22 protein-coding genes and 3 pseudogenes are annotated in these 16,182 nt (G+C 37.5%); 8 read left to right on the top strand and 17 right to left on the bottom strand.

Translation table 11 applies throughout. The annotated features are described in order from the left end of the window. Window positions 1–3: 3 nt before the first annotated feature. The 12 genes from CJU60_RS07270 to CJU60_RS07320 all read right to left on the bottom strand — a co-directional run bounded on the left by CJU60_RS07270 (window position 4) and on the right by CJU60_RS07320 (window position 5,800). Window positions 4–432, bottom strand: a complete 429-nt coding sequence (locus CJU60_RS07270; protein ID WP_095713371.1) for a RusA family crossover junction endodeoxyribonuclease — start codon at window positions 430–432, stop codon at window positions 4–6. Window positions 433–527: 95 nt separating this feature from the next. Continuing rightward, complete coding sequence (locus tag CJU60_RS07275; protein WP_095713372.1) at window positions 528–677, bottom strand: hypothetical protein; 150 nt, start codon at window positions 675–677, stop codon at window positions 528–530. Then, window positions 668–1,609: an ATP-binding protein gene (locus CJU60_RS07280; protein WP_095713373.1), complete on the bottom strand. Its 942-nt coding sequence runs from the start codon at window positions 1,607–1,609 to the stop codon at window positions 668–670. The genes CJU60_RS07275 and CJU60_RS07280 overlap by 10 nt, the downstream gene beginning before the upstream one ends. Continuing rightward, complete coding sequence (locus CJU60_RS07285) at window positions 1,491–2,168, bottom strand: DnaD domain protein (RefSeq protein ID WP_141243766.1); 678 nt, start codon at window positions 2,166–2,168, stop codon at window positions 1,491–1,493. The genes CJU60_RS07280 and CJU60_RS07285 overlap by 119 nt, the downstream gene beginning before the upstream one ends. A gap of 76 nt (window positions 2,169–2,244) precedes the next feature. Further along, window positions 2,245–3,099, bottom strand: coding sequence for a recombinase RecT (locus CJU60_RS07290; protein ID WP_095713375.1), 855 nt, complete (start codon window positions 3,097–3,099; stop codon window positions 2,245–2,247). A 2-nt stretch (window positions 3,100–3,101) separates the two neighbouring features. Further along, window positions 3,102–4,019: a YqaJ viral recombinase family nuclease gene (locus tag CJU60_RS07295; protein WP_095713387.1), complete on the bottom strand. Its 918-nt coding sequence runs from the start codon at window positions 4,017–4,019 to the stop codon at window positions 3,102–3,104. Between the two features lie 177 nt (window positions 4,020–4,196). Next, on the bottom strand, window positions 4,197–4,391 hold the full coding sequence (locus CJU60_RS07300) for a YqaI family protein (RefSeq protein WP_019715119.1): 195 nt from the start codon (window positions 4,389–4,391) through the stop codon (window positions 4,197–4,199). Next, window positions 4,351–4,524: a hypothetical protein gene (locus tag CJU60_RS21325; RefSeq protein ID WP_122060486.1), complete on the bottom strand. Its 174-nt coding sequence runs from the start codon at window positions 4,522–4,524 to the stop codon at window positions 4,351–4,353. The genes CJU60_RS07300 and CJU60_RS21325 overlap by 41 nt, the downstream gene beginning before the upstream one ends. Then, window positions 4,521–4,778 carry a YqaH family protein gene (locus CJU60_RS07305; RefSeq protein WP_017697590.1) on the bottom strand — a complete coding sequence of 86 codons (258 nt, stop codon included), beginning with the start codon at window positions 4,776–4,778 and terminating at the stop codon, window positions 4,521–4,523. Before CJU60_RS07305 ends, CJU60_RS21325 begins: the two co-directional genes overlap by 4 nt. Continuing rightward, window positions 4,775–5,344 (bottom strand): helix-turn-helix domain-containing protein, encoded by a 570-nt coding sequence (locus tag CJU60_RS07310; protein WP_095713376.1) that lies wholly within the window; start codon window positions 5,342–5,344, stop codon window positions 4,775–4,777. The genes CJU60_RS07305 and CJU60_RS07310 overlap by 4 nt, the downstream gene beginning before the upstream one ends. A gap of 73 nt (window positions 5,345–5,417) precedes the next feature. Continuing rightward, complete coding sequence (locus CJU60_RS07315) at window positions 5,418–5,558, bottom strand: hypothetical protein (protein ID WP_032725213.1); 141 nt, start codon at window positions 5,556–5,558, stop codon at window positions 5,418–5,420. Between the two features lie 32 nt (window positions 5,559–5,590). Further along, window positions 5,591–5,800 (bottom strand): helix-turn-helix transcriptional regulator, encoded by a 210-nt coding sequence (locus CJU60_RS07320; RefSeq protein WP_095713377.1) that lies wholly within the window; start codon window positions 5,798–5,800, stop codon window positions 5,591–5,593. A gap of 155 nt (window positions 5,801–5,955) precedes the next feature. On the opposite strand from CJU60_RS07320, the gene CJU60_RS07325 reads away from it, so the two are divergent. Both CJU60_RS07325 and CJU60_RS07330 read left to right on the top strand, forming a co-directional pair. Beyond that, entirely contained in the window at window positions 5,956–6,309 is a 354-nt protein-coding gene (locus tag CJU60_RS07325) for a helix-turn-helix domain-containing protein (RefSeq protein ID WP_021480133.1), read from the top strand. 241 nt (window positions 6,310–6,550) lie between these two features. Further along, the gene (locus CJU60_RS07330; protein WP_095713378.1) at window positions 6,551–6,907 is read left to right on the top strand and encodes a hypothetical protein; all 357 of its coding nucleotides are present in this window, start codon (window positions 6,551–6,553) and stop codon (window positions 6,905–6,907) included. A 72-nt stretch (window positions 6,908–6,979) separates the two neighbouring features. Here CJU60_RS07330 and CJU60_RS07335 read toward each other — a convergent pair whose 3' ends face one another. Further along, window positions 6,980–7,378: a hypothetical protein gene (locus tag CJU60_RS07335; protein WP_095713379.1), complete on the bottom strand. Its 399-nt coding sequence runs from the start codon at window positions 7,376–7,378 to the stop codon at window positions 6,980–6,982. Between the two features lie 143 nt (window positions 7,379–7,521). Here CJU60_RS07335 and CJU60_RS07340 point away from each other — a divergent pair, with 143 nt between their 5' ends. Then, entirely contained in the window at window positions 7,522–8,040 is a 519-nt protein-coding gene (locus tag CJU60_RS07340; RefSeq protein ID WP_095713380.1) for an ImmA/IrrE family metallo-endopeptidase, read from the top strand. Continuing rightward, window positions 8,040–8,438 (top strand): annotated as a pseudogene (locus tag CJU60_RS07345) (sigma-70 family RNA polymerase sigma factor); the annotation flags it as partial. The gene CJU60_RS07340 and the pseudogene CJU60_RS07345, both read left to right, overlap by 1 nt. Before the next feature lie 570 nt (window positions 8,439–9,008). On the opposite strand, the gene fumC reads toward CJU60_RS07345, so the two are convergent. Further along, on the bottom strand, window positions 9,009–10,397 hold the full coding sequence (gene fumC, locus CJU60_RS07355) for a class II fumarate hydratase (RefSeq protein WP_095713382.1): 1,389 nt from the start codon (window positions 10,395–10,397) through the stop codon (window positions 9,009–9,011). 166 nt (window positions 10,398–10,563) lie between these two features. Between fumC and CJU60_RS07360 the strand changes: the two genes are divergently transcribed. Further along, window positions 10,564–11,454, top strand: coding sequence for a LysR family transcriptional regulator (locus CJU60_RS07360; protein WP_095713383.1), 891 nt, complete (start codon window positions 10,564–10,566; stop codon window positions 11,452–11,454). A 420-nt stretch (window positions 11,455–11,874) separates the two neighbouring features. Here the strand turns inward: CJU60_RS07360 and CJU60_RS21780 are convergent. The 3 genes and pseudogenes from CJU60_RS21780 to CJU60_RS07370 all read right to left on the bottom strand — a co-directional run. After that, window positions 11,875–12,038 (bottom strand): annotated as a pseudogene (locus CJU60_RS21780) (recombinase family protein); the annotation flags it as partial. After that, a pseudogene (locus CJU60_RS21785) lies at window positions 11,996–12,132 on the bottom strand (hypothetical protein). The pseudogenes CJU60_RS21785 and CJU60_RS21780, both read right to left, overlap by 43 nt. 283 nt (window positions 12,133–12,415) lie before the next feature. After that, window positions 12,416–13,150, bottom strand: a complete 735-nt coding sequence (locus CJU60_RS07370; protein ID WP_095713384.1) for an NADPH-dependent F420 reductase — start codon at window positions 13,148–13,150, stop codon at window positions 12,416–12,418. Window positions 13,151–13,374: 224 nt separating this feature from the next. Between CJU60_RS07370 and CJU60_RS07375 the strand changes: the two genes are divergently transcribed. The 3 genes from CJU60_RS07375 to CJU60_RS07385 form a co-directional block, all read left to right on the top strand. Beyond that, the gene (locus CJU60_RS07375; protein WP_024122237.1) at window positions 13,375–13,734 is read left to right on the top strand and encodes a winged helix-turn-helix transcriptional regulator; all 360 of its coding nucleotides are present in this window, start codon (window positions 13,375–13,377) and stop codon (window positions 13,732–13,734) included. Window positions 13,735–14,113: 379 nt separating this feature from the next. Then, window positions 14,114–14,854 (top strand): oxygen-insensitive NADPH nitroreductase, encoded by a 741-nt coding sequence (nfsA, locus tag CJU60_RS07380; protein ID WP_095713385.1) that lies wholly within the window; start codon window positions 14,114–14,116, stop codon window positions 14,852–14,854. Between the two features lie 561 nt (window positions 14,855–15,415). Then, on the top strand, window positions 15,416–16,182 hold a 767-nt coding region (locus tag CJU60_RS07385), incomplete at its 3' end, for a sialate O-acetylesterase (protein WP_095713388.1).

The raw sequence follows: 16,182 nt of genomic DNA on the forward strand, positions 1-16,182 counted from the left end.
TTTTTAGGCAGAAACCTCTTTTATCATGACTTCCACTCGCGGCTCTTCGCTATAAAACTTGCTAACTTTCAGGTCCACTACTTGGCTATCATCTTTGTAAATAAGATGATTCAGGGCATCTTTTACACCCTTTACATAGTTATCAACATCAGGCTTTGTAGTAGGCCGCAGAAGACCCTTTTCAGCTTTTTCTTTCCTCTTTGATGAGTTTGAAACTGATTTGGGCATTGGTCTGTACACTTTGACATCCATTGAGACAGGACCAGTAATAATTGTTTCTGGTCGATACTGAGACGCAACCAAAGCTACATACTGCTTGAAATACTTTGATTTCGCTGGATCACGCATATGCACCTTCCCATTTCGTATTGATCCACGCGGCCTTCCTTGTGCGACTGGCTCACCATAAACAGTGAACTTAATGCAATCCAACTGTTCTTTACCTCCCGTCAAGCTGTTCCCATAGCTGAATTTCTTTTTCTATTCTCGGTGCGGAGAGTAAAATTGCCAGCAGAGACACGACTGCTTTAAGCACTCAGCATCCGCTCCATTTGCTTTATTTTTTCCTCAAGTAAACGGATAGTTGGCGTAAGATCTTTACCTGTATTTCGATCTGAAGGTCCAAACATATAAAGTCCACCAGTTGCTTTTACATTCATTTTCTCCTTCATACCCAATCACCTAACCTATGATTTAATTGCATTCGATCGCCTTTAATAATCACTATGTAATCACGGCACATCTGGTGAATCCGTGAACCAAGAGCCTCATCTATATCCAAAATCTCATCGATTGTTAACTCCGAAGAAATCAGCAAAGGCTTGTGATTTAAATATCGGTAGTTTAAGACTGACTGGATTTGTTCAACCTGCCAGTCTGTTGCCCTTGGTTGACCGTTTATTGGTTTAAATAAGTCATCAAGGAATAGAACTTCGACCTTTCTCATTGCATTGAGTTTTGCTTCTAAATTGTCAAAGTCAGCTTTCAAATCACCCATGCCCTCTACGTAAGGGAAATACATGCAGTGTACTGATTTTTTCTTGATCAGATTATTCATAATCGCCGTGAGCAAATGAGTTTTGCCGCTGCCAGGCTGTCCAAGTAATGCGATACTGTTTTGCCTTTCTCCTTTAATCTTTCCAAAATCTTTATAGTATTCTACTGCACACTCATAAGCGTCCTTGATCATATCTGGCTTACCGTCCGTGATGAAGTTACCAAAGAGAAGCTTTTCAAACTCTTCTGTAATGCCACTAGCTGCCATGAGTCTGGCAATTTTCTTTCGTCTTACACATTCACACTGTTTTGAATAAGTATCTTTCCATTCGCTAGCTTTATCCGGCGTGCAAACCTTACCTAACAGAAAATCATCTTCCGACACCATATCGTCTGGAACCATAAGGTCTAACTGTTCATTTAAATGCCAAGAAGTGTCCTTATGGACCCGATAAACGACAATTCCACGATCCTTACAATAAGGACAATCAAATTCAGCCTTTTCTTCTGATACGGCCTGTTTTGTTCCCAAAAAGCGGGCTGACCTTTCCCGAAGTTCCTGCATGATCGTTTGAAATGCGGTGTCTATACTGACTGCTTTGTTTATAGCCATATTGTTTCTCCTTTCTCTTTTGAGTGAATGGATTTGATAAGATGGCTTGAACATATGACAAACTTGCAGCTTTCCCCTTTAACTGAAATGCTGTCTTGATAGCCTCCATCACTTTTTCTTCACCATAGTCATCGACCATGTAGCCGATCCGCTGTGCCTCAATGGGGCCGACTGACCGAGCAACTTTGTTTTCATATAGCTCAAAGGCATTTTTCATTTTGTCATCGACCTCCTGATGTTCAATCTCAGCTGGTTCCAAAGCTTTTTTCTTCATGTAATTTCCTAGTTGTATGTAGTCTGCATAATGAAGTATGGTGACGATAAACCCTCTTTTTTGTGGAAGACGGTGCAATTTGATATATCCCTGTTTCTCCATTCGGTCTAGTGAGTATTTGATCTGTGCAGCTGACCAGTTAAAATCTTTTGCAAGTTCCACAACTTTGATAATGGTCTGCCCAAGTTCTAGCTCTTGATTTGGCCTGTATTCAGCTCTTTTGAACAAGTGATCATAAATTTTTTCATCCCTAAACTCTTTGAATGGTAGTCGGGGTATGACCACATACCCCATTGCTTTTATGTCCAAGTCTCTCACCTACTTCCTTTCCCAGAGTGCAGTTATGTCACGGATGCCGACCTCAATCGAACGGAAGTTCATCTTCTTTTATATCTACAGGTTTGCCGTCAAAAGGATCAGCTTCCTGCGAGGTTGTTTTTTCTGTTTCTTCTTTATCTGAAGGTTCGGAATCGATAATTTCTGAACTGTCTGCTTCATTGGTAATGTCAATCCGTTCCCTTGTTTCATCTTCTTCAATAACGGCTTTTTGCATTTCCACAGAGAGAATCCCCCACTTACTCAAAACTGCTTTTAATACAGTCTTAAGAGCCATCGCATCCCAATCATTTTTCCATCCAAAATCAGATTTACTGAATTTCTTTTTGTGCTTCTCTACTTGTGCCTTTGTCCAGTACACTGTTTTTCGGAAGCCATTTATCAACTCAAAATAAGCTGCATAACCAATCACTGCATCTGATTCTCGTTTTTCAAAATCAATCTCGATCTCCTCAGTCAACGGATTCCACTTCTGCAATTCGCCTTCATGAATCGGTATGCAATTGATGGATTTATATCGGCCTGTTCGCAAGGCAAGCTGTATATATCCTTTGTATCCAAGCTGGAATTGAGCCTTTCCTCCGTAAGGTACAATCCAGGCATACCCTAAGTTTTTATCTATAGGTAGGTCGAGTGTAGCTGCCACCATTGCAGATGAGATAACGCTCATAGGATCTGTTTTCTGTAGCATCTGCTCGCTGTTATAAAGGCTTAAGATAGAAGCAGTAAACTGTGTCGCCCTCTTCCCTAACACTTCCTCAAATCGCTTAATAACGGATGGTGAGGAAAGCAAGCCTTTCATGGTTGCCCCTTGTTGCTGAACAGGAGCGCTTTTTTGTTTCTTTTGGATGTTGTTTTTAATTGATTGATTAGTAGCCATAATCAGCTAACCTCCTTGATTCCAAAACGTCTGAAATGAGTTTCCTTTTTGACCGTCTCGTAAATATCCGGAAACTGCTCTTTCAGCTTTTTCGTGTCAACTCGATTTGAGACAACTGGCTTCCAACAAGCTTGGTAGTTTCCGATAAACCCATACTCTGCATCCTTCATTTCATGTTTGATCTGGTTCTCTAACTCTTTTGCCTGACTTTGAAGCTCTGAGATCTGTTCTTTTAGATGCAAATATTGTTGAATACGTTCTCGATTAGCCGCAGTTAAATCAATAGCTTTGTTATTTTCCGTTTCGGCATATCGTTTTTTGAGATATTCCTCCGCAGTGCTTGAACCATCTAAAACAGGAGCTTGTCCGCCTAAGACCTTGTCATTCCAGAACTCAATCTCTGCTTCAAAGATCATGTCAATTAACTCGTCGTCTCTCTCAATCTCTTTCCAGACAAATTTGTTTCCGCCGATTAGCACAGCAAAATAAGCTTTCCGATATTCAGGTCCAAGCACCCCCAGATAATGCTGTACCTGAACGATATAGCTCTCGGGGATTTCTTCATCTTCCCATTCTTTTAAGTTGTAGGCTGATGTTGTTTTACATTCAAGGATCGCTTTTTCACCAACAATCATTCGATCTACATTCGCCAAAATGAAATCATGATCTGGGTGTTTGAGTATTGCCTTTTTACGTCTAACCTTCTTGCCACTACGTATCTCAAATTCTTTTGCAACAATGTCTTCTAGCAATGATCCAAAGTAAGCAGCTTCACTTTGCGATTCACATACAGGGACCTGTCCTGTTTTGTCTAACCATAATTCAAAAGGTGTCTTCCACTTGTTTAACCCCAAGATAATGGATGCATCTGAGCCACCAATTCCTTTTCTTCTTTCAATAAGCCATTCATCACGGCTCATTTCAGAAGTCTTAGCAAGAACCTTTGGTTTCAACAAAAATCTCCCTTTCTTAACTCCTGCTTAATTTCTTCTTAATTACAAGCTAGATTATTGTATTTTTTTTGTAACTTGTTATAATGAGGGCACAATACTTGTTGTGTAACACCCCGAAAAGCTCACTCTGCCCAGTGGGCTTTTCTATTGTGCATTTTTAAACTCAAAACCAAGTTGCTCCCTTAGATATCTTTCCAAGTTCTCTTTCAGAATGATTTCGCCGCAATCAATTACATAATCATCAACTGGTGTTACTTCATCACCGTAAAAGTCTATTTGCACATCCGTTTCAGTCAGCTTATCGTGCCAGTTGTTTATGACCATTGGGTTTTCGACCATTCATATTCTCCTCTCTGAATTTGTCTGCACGTCTATCCCATAACAGATGGAATTCACTATTGTTACGAATCATCGCACACCATTTACGAACTTCCAGAGCAGTTGCCGGTTTATGAACAAAATGAACCATTATCCTATACACCTGCTCACTACAGTTAAGTTGATACCTTGCTGTTGCATTTTTAATGCCGTTTCATAAAGACGTCCTTTGTTTGCAAGCCGGCTAATATCCTCAGTAAGAACCTTGATGCTTCCAGCAAGACTAATCGCTTCTTCATAATCACCATCACGTAATGCCTCTGACAGCATGATTGATAGCTCTTCTGCTGATTCGATTTTTCTTTTTGCGATTAGAACATCTGACTTCAAGAAATGATTAGTATTCATACTGAAACCGCCTGCCTTCCTTCTTGTTTTGCCATAGCAACTTGATCAACTAGCGCTTTCCGCGTCCATCTTTCTGCAAGTTCCTGCATTTTCAACCCGTGAGTACGAACAAGTGAATAAATCAATGTTTTGTTAGCCGCAATCAAATCAAAAATCTGCTTAATATCAGCCATTGGCAGCTCCTCTGTTTTACCTGGTCGGTTATCCGTGAGCCAACGGGCTAAATGTTTGGTTGCTTGCAGTGCTTCCTCCAATTGGTGAACCATATTAATCACCGCATTACTTGCACATTCATTGAGTGCCGGATCAATAGGAGCGGCCGCAGTTGGATGGAGTTTAAATAAGTAATGGACAAGATCAATATGTTCATAGGCATCGCACTTCTCAAACCACTTGATACATAACTCTGGAGTGAGCTTGGCAAGTCCATTTTCAACATCTGAAACATACCTTTGATCCTTACCTCCGATTAATTTACCGATTTGGTATTGGGAAAGACCTGCAGCCTTACGGGCACTACGCATAATCTGCGGTAAATTCCGCATGTTGTATGGGTTGTTCTCCATATGTTTGCCTCCTGATATATTCGATTTTCAGTTTTAAAATTGAAGTTAATAGACCATGCTGGATATAAATGACTTAGGCTGATTCCTTTTTCTTTTGTTGTGCTAACTTTTCTTGATGTTCATTCATTCGCTGAACAAGTATGCCACTGAGGTATTTGTAAGCTTTGGCCTCTGCCAGTTCAAACAGTGGTCCTTTTTTCAAGATGACTTTCATAATTAAGCCCCCTTATCTGTACTTGTCTCATATCAAGGACACATTTTGTGTCTACTTTGAGCAAAAAAAATTTCATCTACAGTTGTTCCATAATAGTCTGCAATCTTTTTGGCCAGACTTAAGGAGGGAGTTCTATCCCCTCTTTCAATTGCCCCTAGCATCTGTGGAGTTATGTTTAAGTCATTAGCAACAACTGTTCTTGACGTGTTTCCACGTAAGGAAAACAAAACTTCCCTTTCCACTTATAACACCCCCTTAGAAACGTTTTGTTTCCTTCCACGATTTATAATATACAGGACACAAAACGTGTCCGTCAAGTGTTTTTAGAAACTTTTTGTTTCCAAATGTAGAAACGCTTAGTTTCCAAGTTATAATTAATAACAAGGAGTGAGTGTATATGTTAGGTAAAAGGATAGCAGCTTTAAGAAAAGAAAAAGGTCTAAGCCAATATGAACTCGCAGACAGATTAGGCTTTTCAAGAGGAAAACTTGCTAATTATGAACAAGGCACTCGCGAACCTGATTACGAAACATTAATCAAAATAGCCGACTTTTTTGATGTTTCTACAGACTACCTTTTAAGAGGAAAAGATAAATCATCCAATATAATCACTGACGATGCAAAAAAAGTGTTAAACGATCCTGAAACGTTCCTTGCAGCTAAAGACGGTGAAGTAACTGATGAAATTCTACAGGCTGCTTTGGAGATTATAACGGAGCAATTAAAGGAAAGACGGAAATCAGATAAATAAACGCAGTTAGTTTATTATTATTTATTTCTGTTTATTATGTTTAATTCTGTTTACTAATAAGATTTAGATTCTCATTTATATCTCAATCATACCCTCATTTATAAAGTGACTTTTGAATCCTATACAAACCCTTACGTGGCAAGGGTTTTTGTTGTTTTTCTCATTTATATTTTCATTTATGTTTCTTTTACATTTTCATATATAAAAATGAAGTGGCCTGATTACATAAGGAGCGTTTATTGTGAAGAGAAACATTGAGTTTTTTTTAAGTTTGACAGGGAGCCTATTGGGTGTTGTAGCATCTATTTTTGCTTTAGTTATCGCCTATCTTGATTTATTTTTTCATTTAATTAGATACTTTGAAATGACAAGCGACCTTCTTGTTGAGGCATGGGTATCTTTGGTCTTTTCATGTATTGGGTTTACAGCTTCAATTGTTGTCTTATTTAAGCCAAAGTTGAGCAGTGTTCTACTATTTGTCTCAGGGGGAGGACTTATATGTATTGATTGGTTCTATTTAATACCAGCTATACTTATGATCATCCCCGGGATCATGGTATTTGTAAGGAAAGAAAAATCTGCTCTTAAATCAGATTGAATCTGAAAACAAAAGAACCGCGACTGGCGGTTCTTTTATTGTGTTTCCTGTTTTAAATAAACTGATTCATTATCATTGGACAGTACCATAATCAAAATCAATATCTTTCTTGTCTAAATCCCCCTTGAAATTTTTAGCAAAAGTCATGGTTAAATGTACACTTTTATCTATCCACCAAGTTCCATCCTCAGTGTTCGTATCCCAAGTAACATCTATATCCCTACCCAAATTCTCAAAAAACACCAAATTTCCAACAGCTACTGTTTTTCCGTTGATCTTGTAATATATTAAAACAATTTTCTTATCGAATATACCTGTTCCGTGCTTTACGATTGTTAAACTGTAAGGCTTATTAGGACATTGCTCTTCAAGTATAATTTCAGGATTTAAAAATAAAACATAACAGATGAATAAAATGGGCACAATCATTAACCTTGTTAATAATTTTTTATTGATATTAACTCCCTCCAACCAAGAAACTCCGTTTAACAATCCATTTTATTTGGATACCCCTGCATCTTTTGGACGTTTTTCCTATGAAAAAAGTTGTGACTTCCCTATAATATTTAACGAATCCAATTTTTAGATTGTCGTCTTTAAGGAGGTTTTTCATCTTGAGGTATACAAACAGTCATTTAGAGGATTGGATTGAAAACTTATACAGGAAGATTGATATTACAGAACCTGAACAAATTAATTTTGAACGGATTGCCGAAGCTTTAGACATCAGACTGTCGTTTAAACCTGTTACAAGCTTCGCACTTAAACACAGCGGAATTTATAATATATGCTTGGACAGCCGAAAAAGCCGAACTGAACAATGGTATGATTTCGCTCATGAATTTTGCCATATATATAGACATGAAGGCGATAAAAAAACAATGCCTGCAACTTGGACTGATTATTTAGAGTGGCAGTCCAATTATTTTACATATCACTTTTGCATTCCAACTTTCATGTTGCGTAATATTAATCTTTCGTACATACAATCACAAGCAATTGAAAATGTAGCTTGGTTATTTAAGGTATCCCCTTCGTTTGCGAAGAAACGTTTGAGCATTTATTACAGGAAGCTGACTCAACCTTTATTTAATCAAACAGTTACGGGAAATCTGTGCACCCCCCTTTTGTAATTAATAATGAAATCCTCATGCATTTGCGAGCATTGAAAAAAACAAAAAAAGATGTGTCCCTTCATGATCCGATCGGGCAGGATAAGGAAGGGAATGAAATAAGCCTCATCGATGTCCTGAAATCAGAAAATGAAGACGTGATTGATACGATTCAGCTCAATATGGAGCTTGAAAAAGTGAAGCAATACATTGACATTTTAGATGACCGTGAGAAAGAAGTGATTGTCGGGCGGTTTGGGCTTGATTTAAAGAAGGAAAAAACGCAGCGTGAGATTGCCAAAGAACTCGGTATTTCGCGCAGCTATGTATCTCGGATTGAGAAACGGGCGCTGATGAAGATGTTCCATGAGTTCTACCGGGCGGAAAAGGAAAAGCGGAAGAAAGCGAAGGGGAAATAATGCAGAAGAAGCCGGATCTAATATTCCGGCTTTCTCTCATTCATTTACATGCTTCTTTTAAAACTTTCGAAACTAACGAAGACAGAATATACGATAGAGACATGAAAATATTTCCATCCAACCGCTTGTCTCACTCTCTCAACTCGTCAGCACTGATAAGCTCAATTATCATTTCCGAGAAAGACGGTCAGCATCTTAGAAAACTTTACTTATAAGTCCTTTACTTTCATCCAAACTCGCCAGAAAATCCCTCAACGCATTCTTCAGCACATCCTTAGAGACCTCGAGCTGGCTGTCGATGCTCGATCCCTTGATCGCTTGTTCCTCGGTCGATACCTTTTTACATACAAATTTCCATCACCCTGGATCGCATTCCTACAAATTTTAATGATAGCAATCGTTAATGCATTTTGTCAGCTTGCGGTCCCTCGATGATTATTACCTTCATAAATGCATCACCCCTTGGGTAATGCTATGTAATAACTGTTTGTCCTAATGAGGTGATTTTCAATGAGTGTAAAAAAAGGAAAAACTAGTTACTGATCAGTAACTAGTTTTCATCTTAAAGATTTAAATGTTTGGTTTCACCATATCTTCTGGCTTAACCATTTCATCAAATTGCTCTTCCGTTAATAGTTCGAGTTGGACAGCAGCCTCTTTTAACGTTAAGCCTTCTTTATGAGCAAACTTAGCAATTTTCGCAGCTTTTTCATATCCGATATAAGGATTCAATGCTGTGACAAGCATCAAAGATCCGGAAAGATTTTCTTTAATGGTTTTCGTATTAGGTTCAATACCAACCGCACAATGATCATGGAAAGATTTTATTCCATCACTCAGTAACTGCACGGATTGAAGGAAGTTATAGATAATAACCGGTTTAAATACATTTAGTTCAAAGTTGCCCTGACTTGAAGCAAAACCAATAGTTGCATCATTCCCCATAATTTGAGCCGCAATCATGGTTAGGGCTTCACATTGAGTAGGGTTGACTTTACCGGGCATAATGGAGCTGCCAGGTTCATTTTCCGGGATTGAAATTTCCCCGATACCACAGCGAGGACCGCTTGCAAGCCATCTAACATCGTTCGCAATTTTCATTAAGTCAGCAGCTAATGCCTTCATAGCACCATGTACATACGTTATTTCATCATGACTGGTTAAGGCATGGAACTTATTCGGTGAACTTTTAAACTGTTGGCCTGTAAAATTCGAGATTTCCTCTGAGACAACTTCTCCAAACTGTGGATGTGCATTAATGCCTGTCCCTACTGCCGTACCCCCGATAGCAAGTTCACGCATTTTTTCAGTTGCTTCCAATATCATTTCTTTCGAACGATCAACCATATACACCCAACCGCTAATTTCTTGTCCAAGGGTTAAAGGTGTAGCATCTTGAAGATGTGTACGACCTATTTTTACAATGTCATTGAATTTTTTTGCTTTTTCATTTAATGTGTTCCGAAGTTGATCAAGTGCAGGAACTAATTGTTCATAGATAGCTAATACACCTGCAACATGCATCGCTGTTGGGAAAGTGTCATTCGAACTTTGACTGCGATTGACATCATCATTTGGATGTATGGTTTGTATAGAGCCTTTTTCTTTTAATAAAGCTGTTGCAAGGTTCGCTATAACTTCATTAACATTCATATTGCTTTGTGTACCGCTTCCCGTCTGCCAAACAACGAGTGGAAAATTGTCATCATATTTGCCTTCAAGAATTTCATCACAAACTGCTGTAATAACCTCTGTTTTTTCGTTATCCAAATTACCTAGACGATTATTAGCAATAGCTGTACTGCGCTTCAATATAGCAAAAGCTTTAACAATACGGATAGGCATTTTTTCAGAACCTATCTTGAAATTCTCTCTACTCCGTTGTGTTTGCGCTCCCCAAAACTTATCAGCAGGCACCTTTATTTCTCCAAAAGTATCTTTTTCAATTCGATAGTTCATTAAAATAGTCCTCCTTCTGAACACATAATTAGTTTAAAATTCATATAAAAATTCATATATTTTTTCGATAAATTTATCATAACACTAATAAATCATGATGTATAATGCATAATAAATATGATTTTAATTCATTTATGTAATGATTTATAAAAAAGGTGGATTTCTAATGGAATGGGAACAATTAGAATACTTTCAAACACTTGCTCGTATACAGCATGTAACTAAAGCTGCTGAAACATTATCAATAACACAGCCAGCACTTTCTCGGTCTATTGTTAGATTAGAAAATTACTTAGGGGTTCCGCTTTTTGATAGACAAGGCCGGTCCATTACATTAAATAAATATGGGGAAAGATTCCTCAAGAGGGTCGATTCCATCATTAAAGAATTTACTGAAGGAAAGGAAGAAATTCAATCCCTTTTACAACCAGATCAAGGTGAAGTGTCTTTAGGCTTTTTACACACTCTGGGTACAACGATCGTTCCAAATTTAATTGGAGCATTTAAAGATCAATACCCAAATGTTCATTTCCAATTAAACCAGTCTCACTCTAATCAGCTTTTAGATAAACTAAAATCAGGTGAACTAGATCTCTGCCTGCTTGCTTCTTTTCCAGTCGAATCAAATATAATGTGGAAGCCCTTATGGAAGGAGGAGCTCTTTTTATTTTTGCCCAAAAAACATGTGTTAGCTACTCGTAAGGATATTACCTTAAACGAAATTGCTCATGAGCCTTTTGTTTTAATGAAAGAAGGTTTTGCTCTTCGAGTAACAATAGATCATATATTTGAACAGGTTAATATTACCCCAAACATTGTATTTGAAGGCGAAGAAGCTGCTACAATCGCAGGTTTTGTTGCAGCGGGTCTTGGCGTTTCAATTCTTCCTGATTTTAAAGGCTTAGACCAAACAAATATCGCAAAGGTCCGTATTAGTTGGCCAAGGTTTGAGCGTGTAGTCGGTATTTCTTGGATTGAAGGGAAGTATCTATCACCTGTCACTGAAAACTTCAAGCAATATATCATCAATCAGTTTCCTCAAATAGATTCGAGATAGTATTAAGTTACTGTTGTTGAGGCCAAGTCATAGTGCTCCCAGATGGATTTAATAGCTCTAAAGCAAAAACAAAGAAGATACCAATATGGCTTTGGTATCTCTTTATTAGTTCGAGGCCCTCAATAAAGTGGAAGTATATTGTCAGTTACAGAAGCTTTCAAGCATCTGAAGTTATCCAATACACTCATTGCATCATTTTATATCTATTTTGGGCACAAAATGGGCACGGTTTTTTTCCTTCCAAGTAAAAAAGAAAGGTTCTTTCCTTCCTTTAGTCCCTAACTTGATCTCCAACTATTATGAAACCAACATTTGAATCTGTCTGTATCTACAAAGTGAGTAAATATTAAAATGCTTAATACCATTACTGTCAAATGGAATTAGACTAATCATCATCAATGATAGCTGAGTCATTGAGGATAACTTGCTTATGAGTCCTTTACTTGCGTCCTCCCTTAAGCGGTTAAAAGCTGGACGTTCAAACAACTCACCAGAATACCCTTCATCAGCATACTTCAGCACATCTTAGTCCCTGCTTTCTTTATACAGGCCTCGATCTGGCTGCCGATACTCGACCCCTTGATCGCTTGTTCCTCGGTCGATACCCTTACATATATGGCTATCACCCTGGATCTCCTTCCTATAAAGTTTTATTAAATAATGATAGCAATCGTTAATGCATTTGCCAGCTTGCGGTCACTCGATGATTATCACCTTCATAAAATGCATCACCCCTTGGGTAATGCTATGTAATAACTGTTTGTTCTAATAATGAGGTGATTTTCAATGAGTATATAAAAGCAGTAAAAAAAACCGATAGTATTAAACCACCGGTTTTTACTACACTCATTAGGCCTTCAACATTATAAAACCATCTTGCACGTTATGAATGTTTATTTTTATTATACTCTTTACTTTCATTTTCTATAATTTTTAATTTCTTCCTTATGATAGCTTGTTTTTATGAATTGTATATTTCTCTGTTTAGATTCACAACATCCTCGTGTGAAAATTTAACATCCTTTTTCTCTGCAAATATTTCCATCACTTTGTCGCGTAGTAACGGTGCTTTTTCTTTATTCGCCTTTTTCAACGCTTTCGTAAGTTCATCTTTTGTTAGCTCTGTGCAGTAAGCAGGAGTTCCTGGTTGCTGTCTCCAAGAATCACTTAAAGAACCACTGTCTATTGCATCGAAGCCTAACTCGGATACTACGTCTATGACTACTTGTTTTTGTGATGTGTCATCACCAGAAACTGCTATCGCGATTCGTTCACTAGAATCTACGGTTGTTCCTTCATTTTCTAAAGTATAGGCTAATAAATTGTTGAATGCTTTAATGACAGGTTTGCCTAATTGATTTGATACCCAAACACTTTCAACCATCCCGTTCTCGATTTCTTCAATTTTGTCGTCTCTAAAAGGATAATAATTTGAAGTATCTACAATGATTACATCCTCTCCGACTTGATCGATCATATTTCGAATGCTTGACATTGCTTTTGTAGGAAGAGATATGATCAGAACATCAATGTTTTTAATTGCATCCTCTACGCGCACAGGGGTTCCAGCAAGCTTTTTTCCTTCTAAATATTCAATTGCCCTTGCATCTGCAATTTTGACATCATGCCCATTCTTAACTAATTTTTTAGAAATAATTGACCCAATTGTTCCTGCACCTATAATTCCGAATTTCACTATTTTTCCTCCTAAAGAATTTGTATATAAAAGAATATTTCTGCTTAAAGTTACACCATTATATGTTCACCAAATCGTAAACATATATTAAGAAAAGCGTAATGAGTATTGAGTATTTCTTTTACATATACTAGAATAAAACCGTTTCTCATCTATTTAAAGTAGGTAATTTAAATTGCCGTAGTACATTTTTCTGTACTTAACAGCAGAAAGCAGGTGAAAAGGTGTCTAAAATATGTAAGGATGGATTTGACAAAGAGTATATAAAGGAACAGAGAGAAGTATATGGAATTGCATATGCTCAAAATATGCTTTCGGGACGCTGGAAATATATTATTCTCTGGTTTTTAAAAACAAAAAAACGTCGTTATAGCGAAATTAAAGCTTTTTTATGGGACATTTCACAAGGTTCTCTTACAAAGCAGCTGAGAGAATTAGAAACAGATGGATTAATTAAGAGAGAGGTGTTTCCTGAGGTTCCTCCTCGTGTAGAGTATTCACTAACCTCAAAAGGGAAAGAATTCATTCCTATAATTGATTTGATGGAAGAGTTCGGAAAGAAGTTTGGGGAGCAGATAGAGTAATTTTACGATAAGAGTTTATGAAGAAATGTATTAAAGTATCGGGGCAAGAGTTAAAAGATCAGAAGCTGTCGAATGTGACAGCTTTTTTTTACTAACTAAGCAGGTTGACACAAGCTTCCTTTTTCGGGACATTTGCCGGATCTTTTGTTTATTCCATTTAAATTCTTTTTCAAATTCGTTTTAACAAAATCTAGCCACCTTTTTATCTAGTTTTTGGTACTAAGTACAAAAAAATGCACTACGGCAATTTAAATTGCCCTCTTCATAAATTAGAGTGCTGATTTTATCATATTGTATACAAGTTACACTTTTTTCAAAAGTAACTCTAGCCCAACTTAATCAGCTTGAATCTAATATGTAAGAAAGGAAGAGTGTCAATATGAACAATACAATTGAATTACTTTGTAATCATACTTCCATTCGGTCTTTTACAGATCAACCTCTCACAAAGGAGCAACGAGAAGCAATCTTTAAGGCAGCTAATCAGACTTCATCTTTCAGCCTTCTTCAGGCCGTTTCTATCATTAGAATTACAGATCCAGATCTTCGAAAACAAGTAATGGAGCTTTCTGCGAACCAGCCTTATATTGAAGAGGCAGCAGAGTTTTGGATTTTTTGTGCAGATTTTAACCGAAATCATCAAATCGCTCCCGATGTAGATCTTGAGTATATTGAATACCTTTTAATAGGTACATTTGATGCTGGGCTAATGGCTCAAAATGCTTTGACTGCAGCCGAATCAATGGGACTCGGTGGCGTATATATCGGTGGAATTAGACTACATATTACAGAATTAACTGAGATATTACATTTACCAAAACATGTGGTTCCTTTAGTAGGGCTATGCATAGGCAACCCTGCTGAAGAGAAACCTGGATTAAAACCACGTTTGCCTCAATCGATGGTCATGTTTGATAATCAGTATCAATCGCTAGATGATGAAAAATTAGCAACCTATGATCAACAGATGCGTGAGTATTACCAGAATCGTCCTGTTAAAGCGCCTTTCACAGTGAAAAAAGTAAAGGGGTGGAAAGATCATATTGAGGATCATCTTGAAAGAAGCAAACTCCCCTTCATGCTTGAGTATTTAAATAAACAGGGATTTGCTAAAAAATAAATTTTCCAAGAGAAATTTTCGGTATTCTATCCAAATAAAAGAGGAAGAGTTTTGACGCTCTTCCTCTTTATGCTTAAAAATTTTTATTGATATTTACCCCCTTCAACATAGCACTCCCTTTTTAACAATCCATTTCATTTGGGATACATCCCCATCATTAAACGTATTTCCTATGAAAAATGATTTTGAACCTCATAGGAACCCTTACATGACAGGATTTTTGTTGTTTTTTCATTGTTTATCAAGACCTAAATCAAAAAAAGCCGTAAAAAATAAGGAGTAATACATATTATACATCAATATGTATCACTCCTTTAGTTCTTGTTCAATAATCGCGCCCGATTGTGGAAGATCGTTATTGAAACTAAAACCCCCGATAGTTGGATAAGAAAAAGCAAAAGAACTGGCTATTTCTCAATACATCCACCAAATTTTCAATGTTAGTTTGTTATTCATACATACTAATAAAAAAATAAAACCTTGTTATAACTTTACAAGACAAACTGAATTGACTATAGTCTAATTAGACTAAAATATTGATGTAAAGAAGTGAAAAATGAGATGATAAAGTCTTTTTTAATGTTGGGGCAGTCGAATATGGCGGGCCGTGGATTTTTGAATGAAGTAGACCCTATCTATAATGAAAAAATAAAAATGCTGCGCAATGGACAGTGGCAGATGATGACAGAGCCGATTAATTATGACCGTCCGGTTTCTGGCGTTGGCCTAGCGGCATCTTTTGCAGATGCATGGTCGAAAGCTCATCCCGATGAAGAAATTGGCTTGATCCCTTGTGCGGAAGGTGGCAGTTCATTGAATGACTGGCATCCGGAAGGCATCCTTTTTCAGCATGCTTTGTCCGAAGCCCGCTTCGCCCTCCGGTCCAGTCAAATTTGTGGAATCCTTTGGCACCAGGGTGAGAGTGACAGTTATCAGTCGCTACATGAAACTTATTACGAGAAATTAACTCTTATCATCGAGACGCTAAGAAACGAGTTGAAACTTGATGAGATACCGTTAATTATTGGAGGGCTTGGTGACTTTCTTGGGAAGACCGGTTTTGGACAGCACGCGACCGAATTTCGACAGGTTAATGAACAATTGCTGCGTTTTGCTAATGAACAACAGAATTGTTATTTTGTTACTGCATCAGGTTTGACTGCGAATCCTGATGGCATTCATTTAGACGCAGCTTCACAACGCAAATTCGGTTACCGCTATTTCGAGGCTTTTTCGAAAAAGTACCATATCCTGAAACCCATTTCGGGAGAGGAGCAATCACTGAAAGTGAATGGTGACTATTCTAAAACAGAACAGATTTACCTTCA

This window comes from Bacillus sp. 7705b (genome assembly GCF_002289525.1).
Classification (GTDB): Bacteria; Bacillota; Bacilli; order Bacillales; family Bacillaceae; genus Bacillus; species Bacillus halotolerans.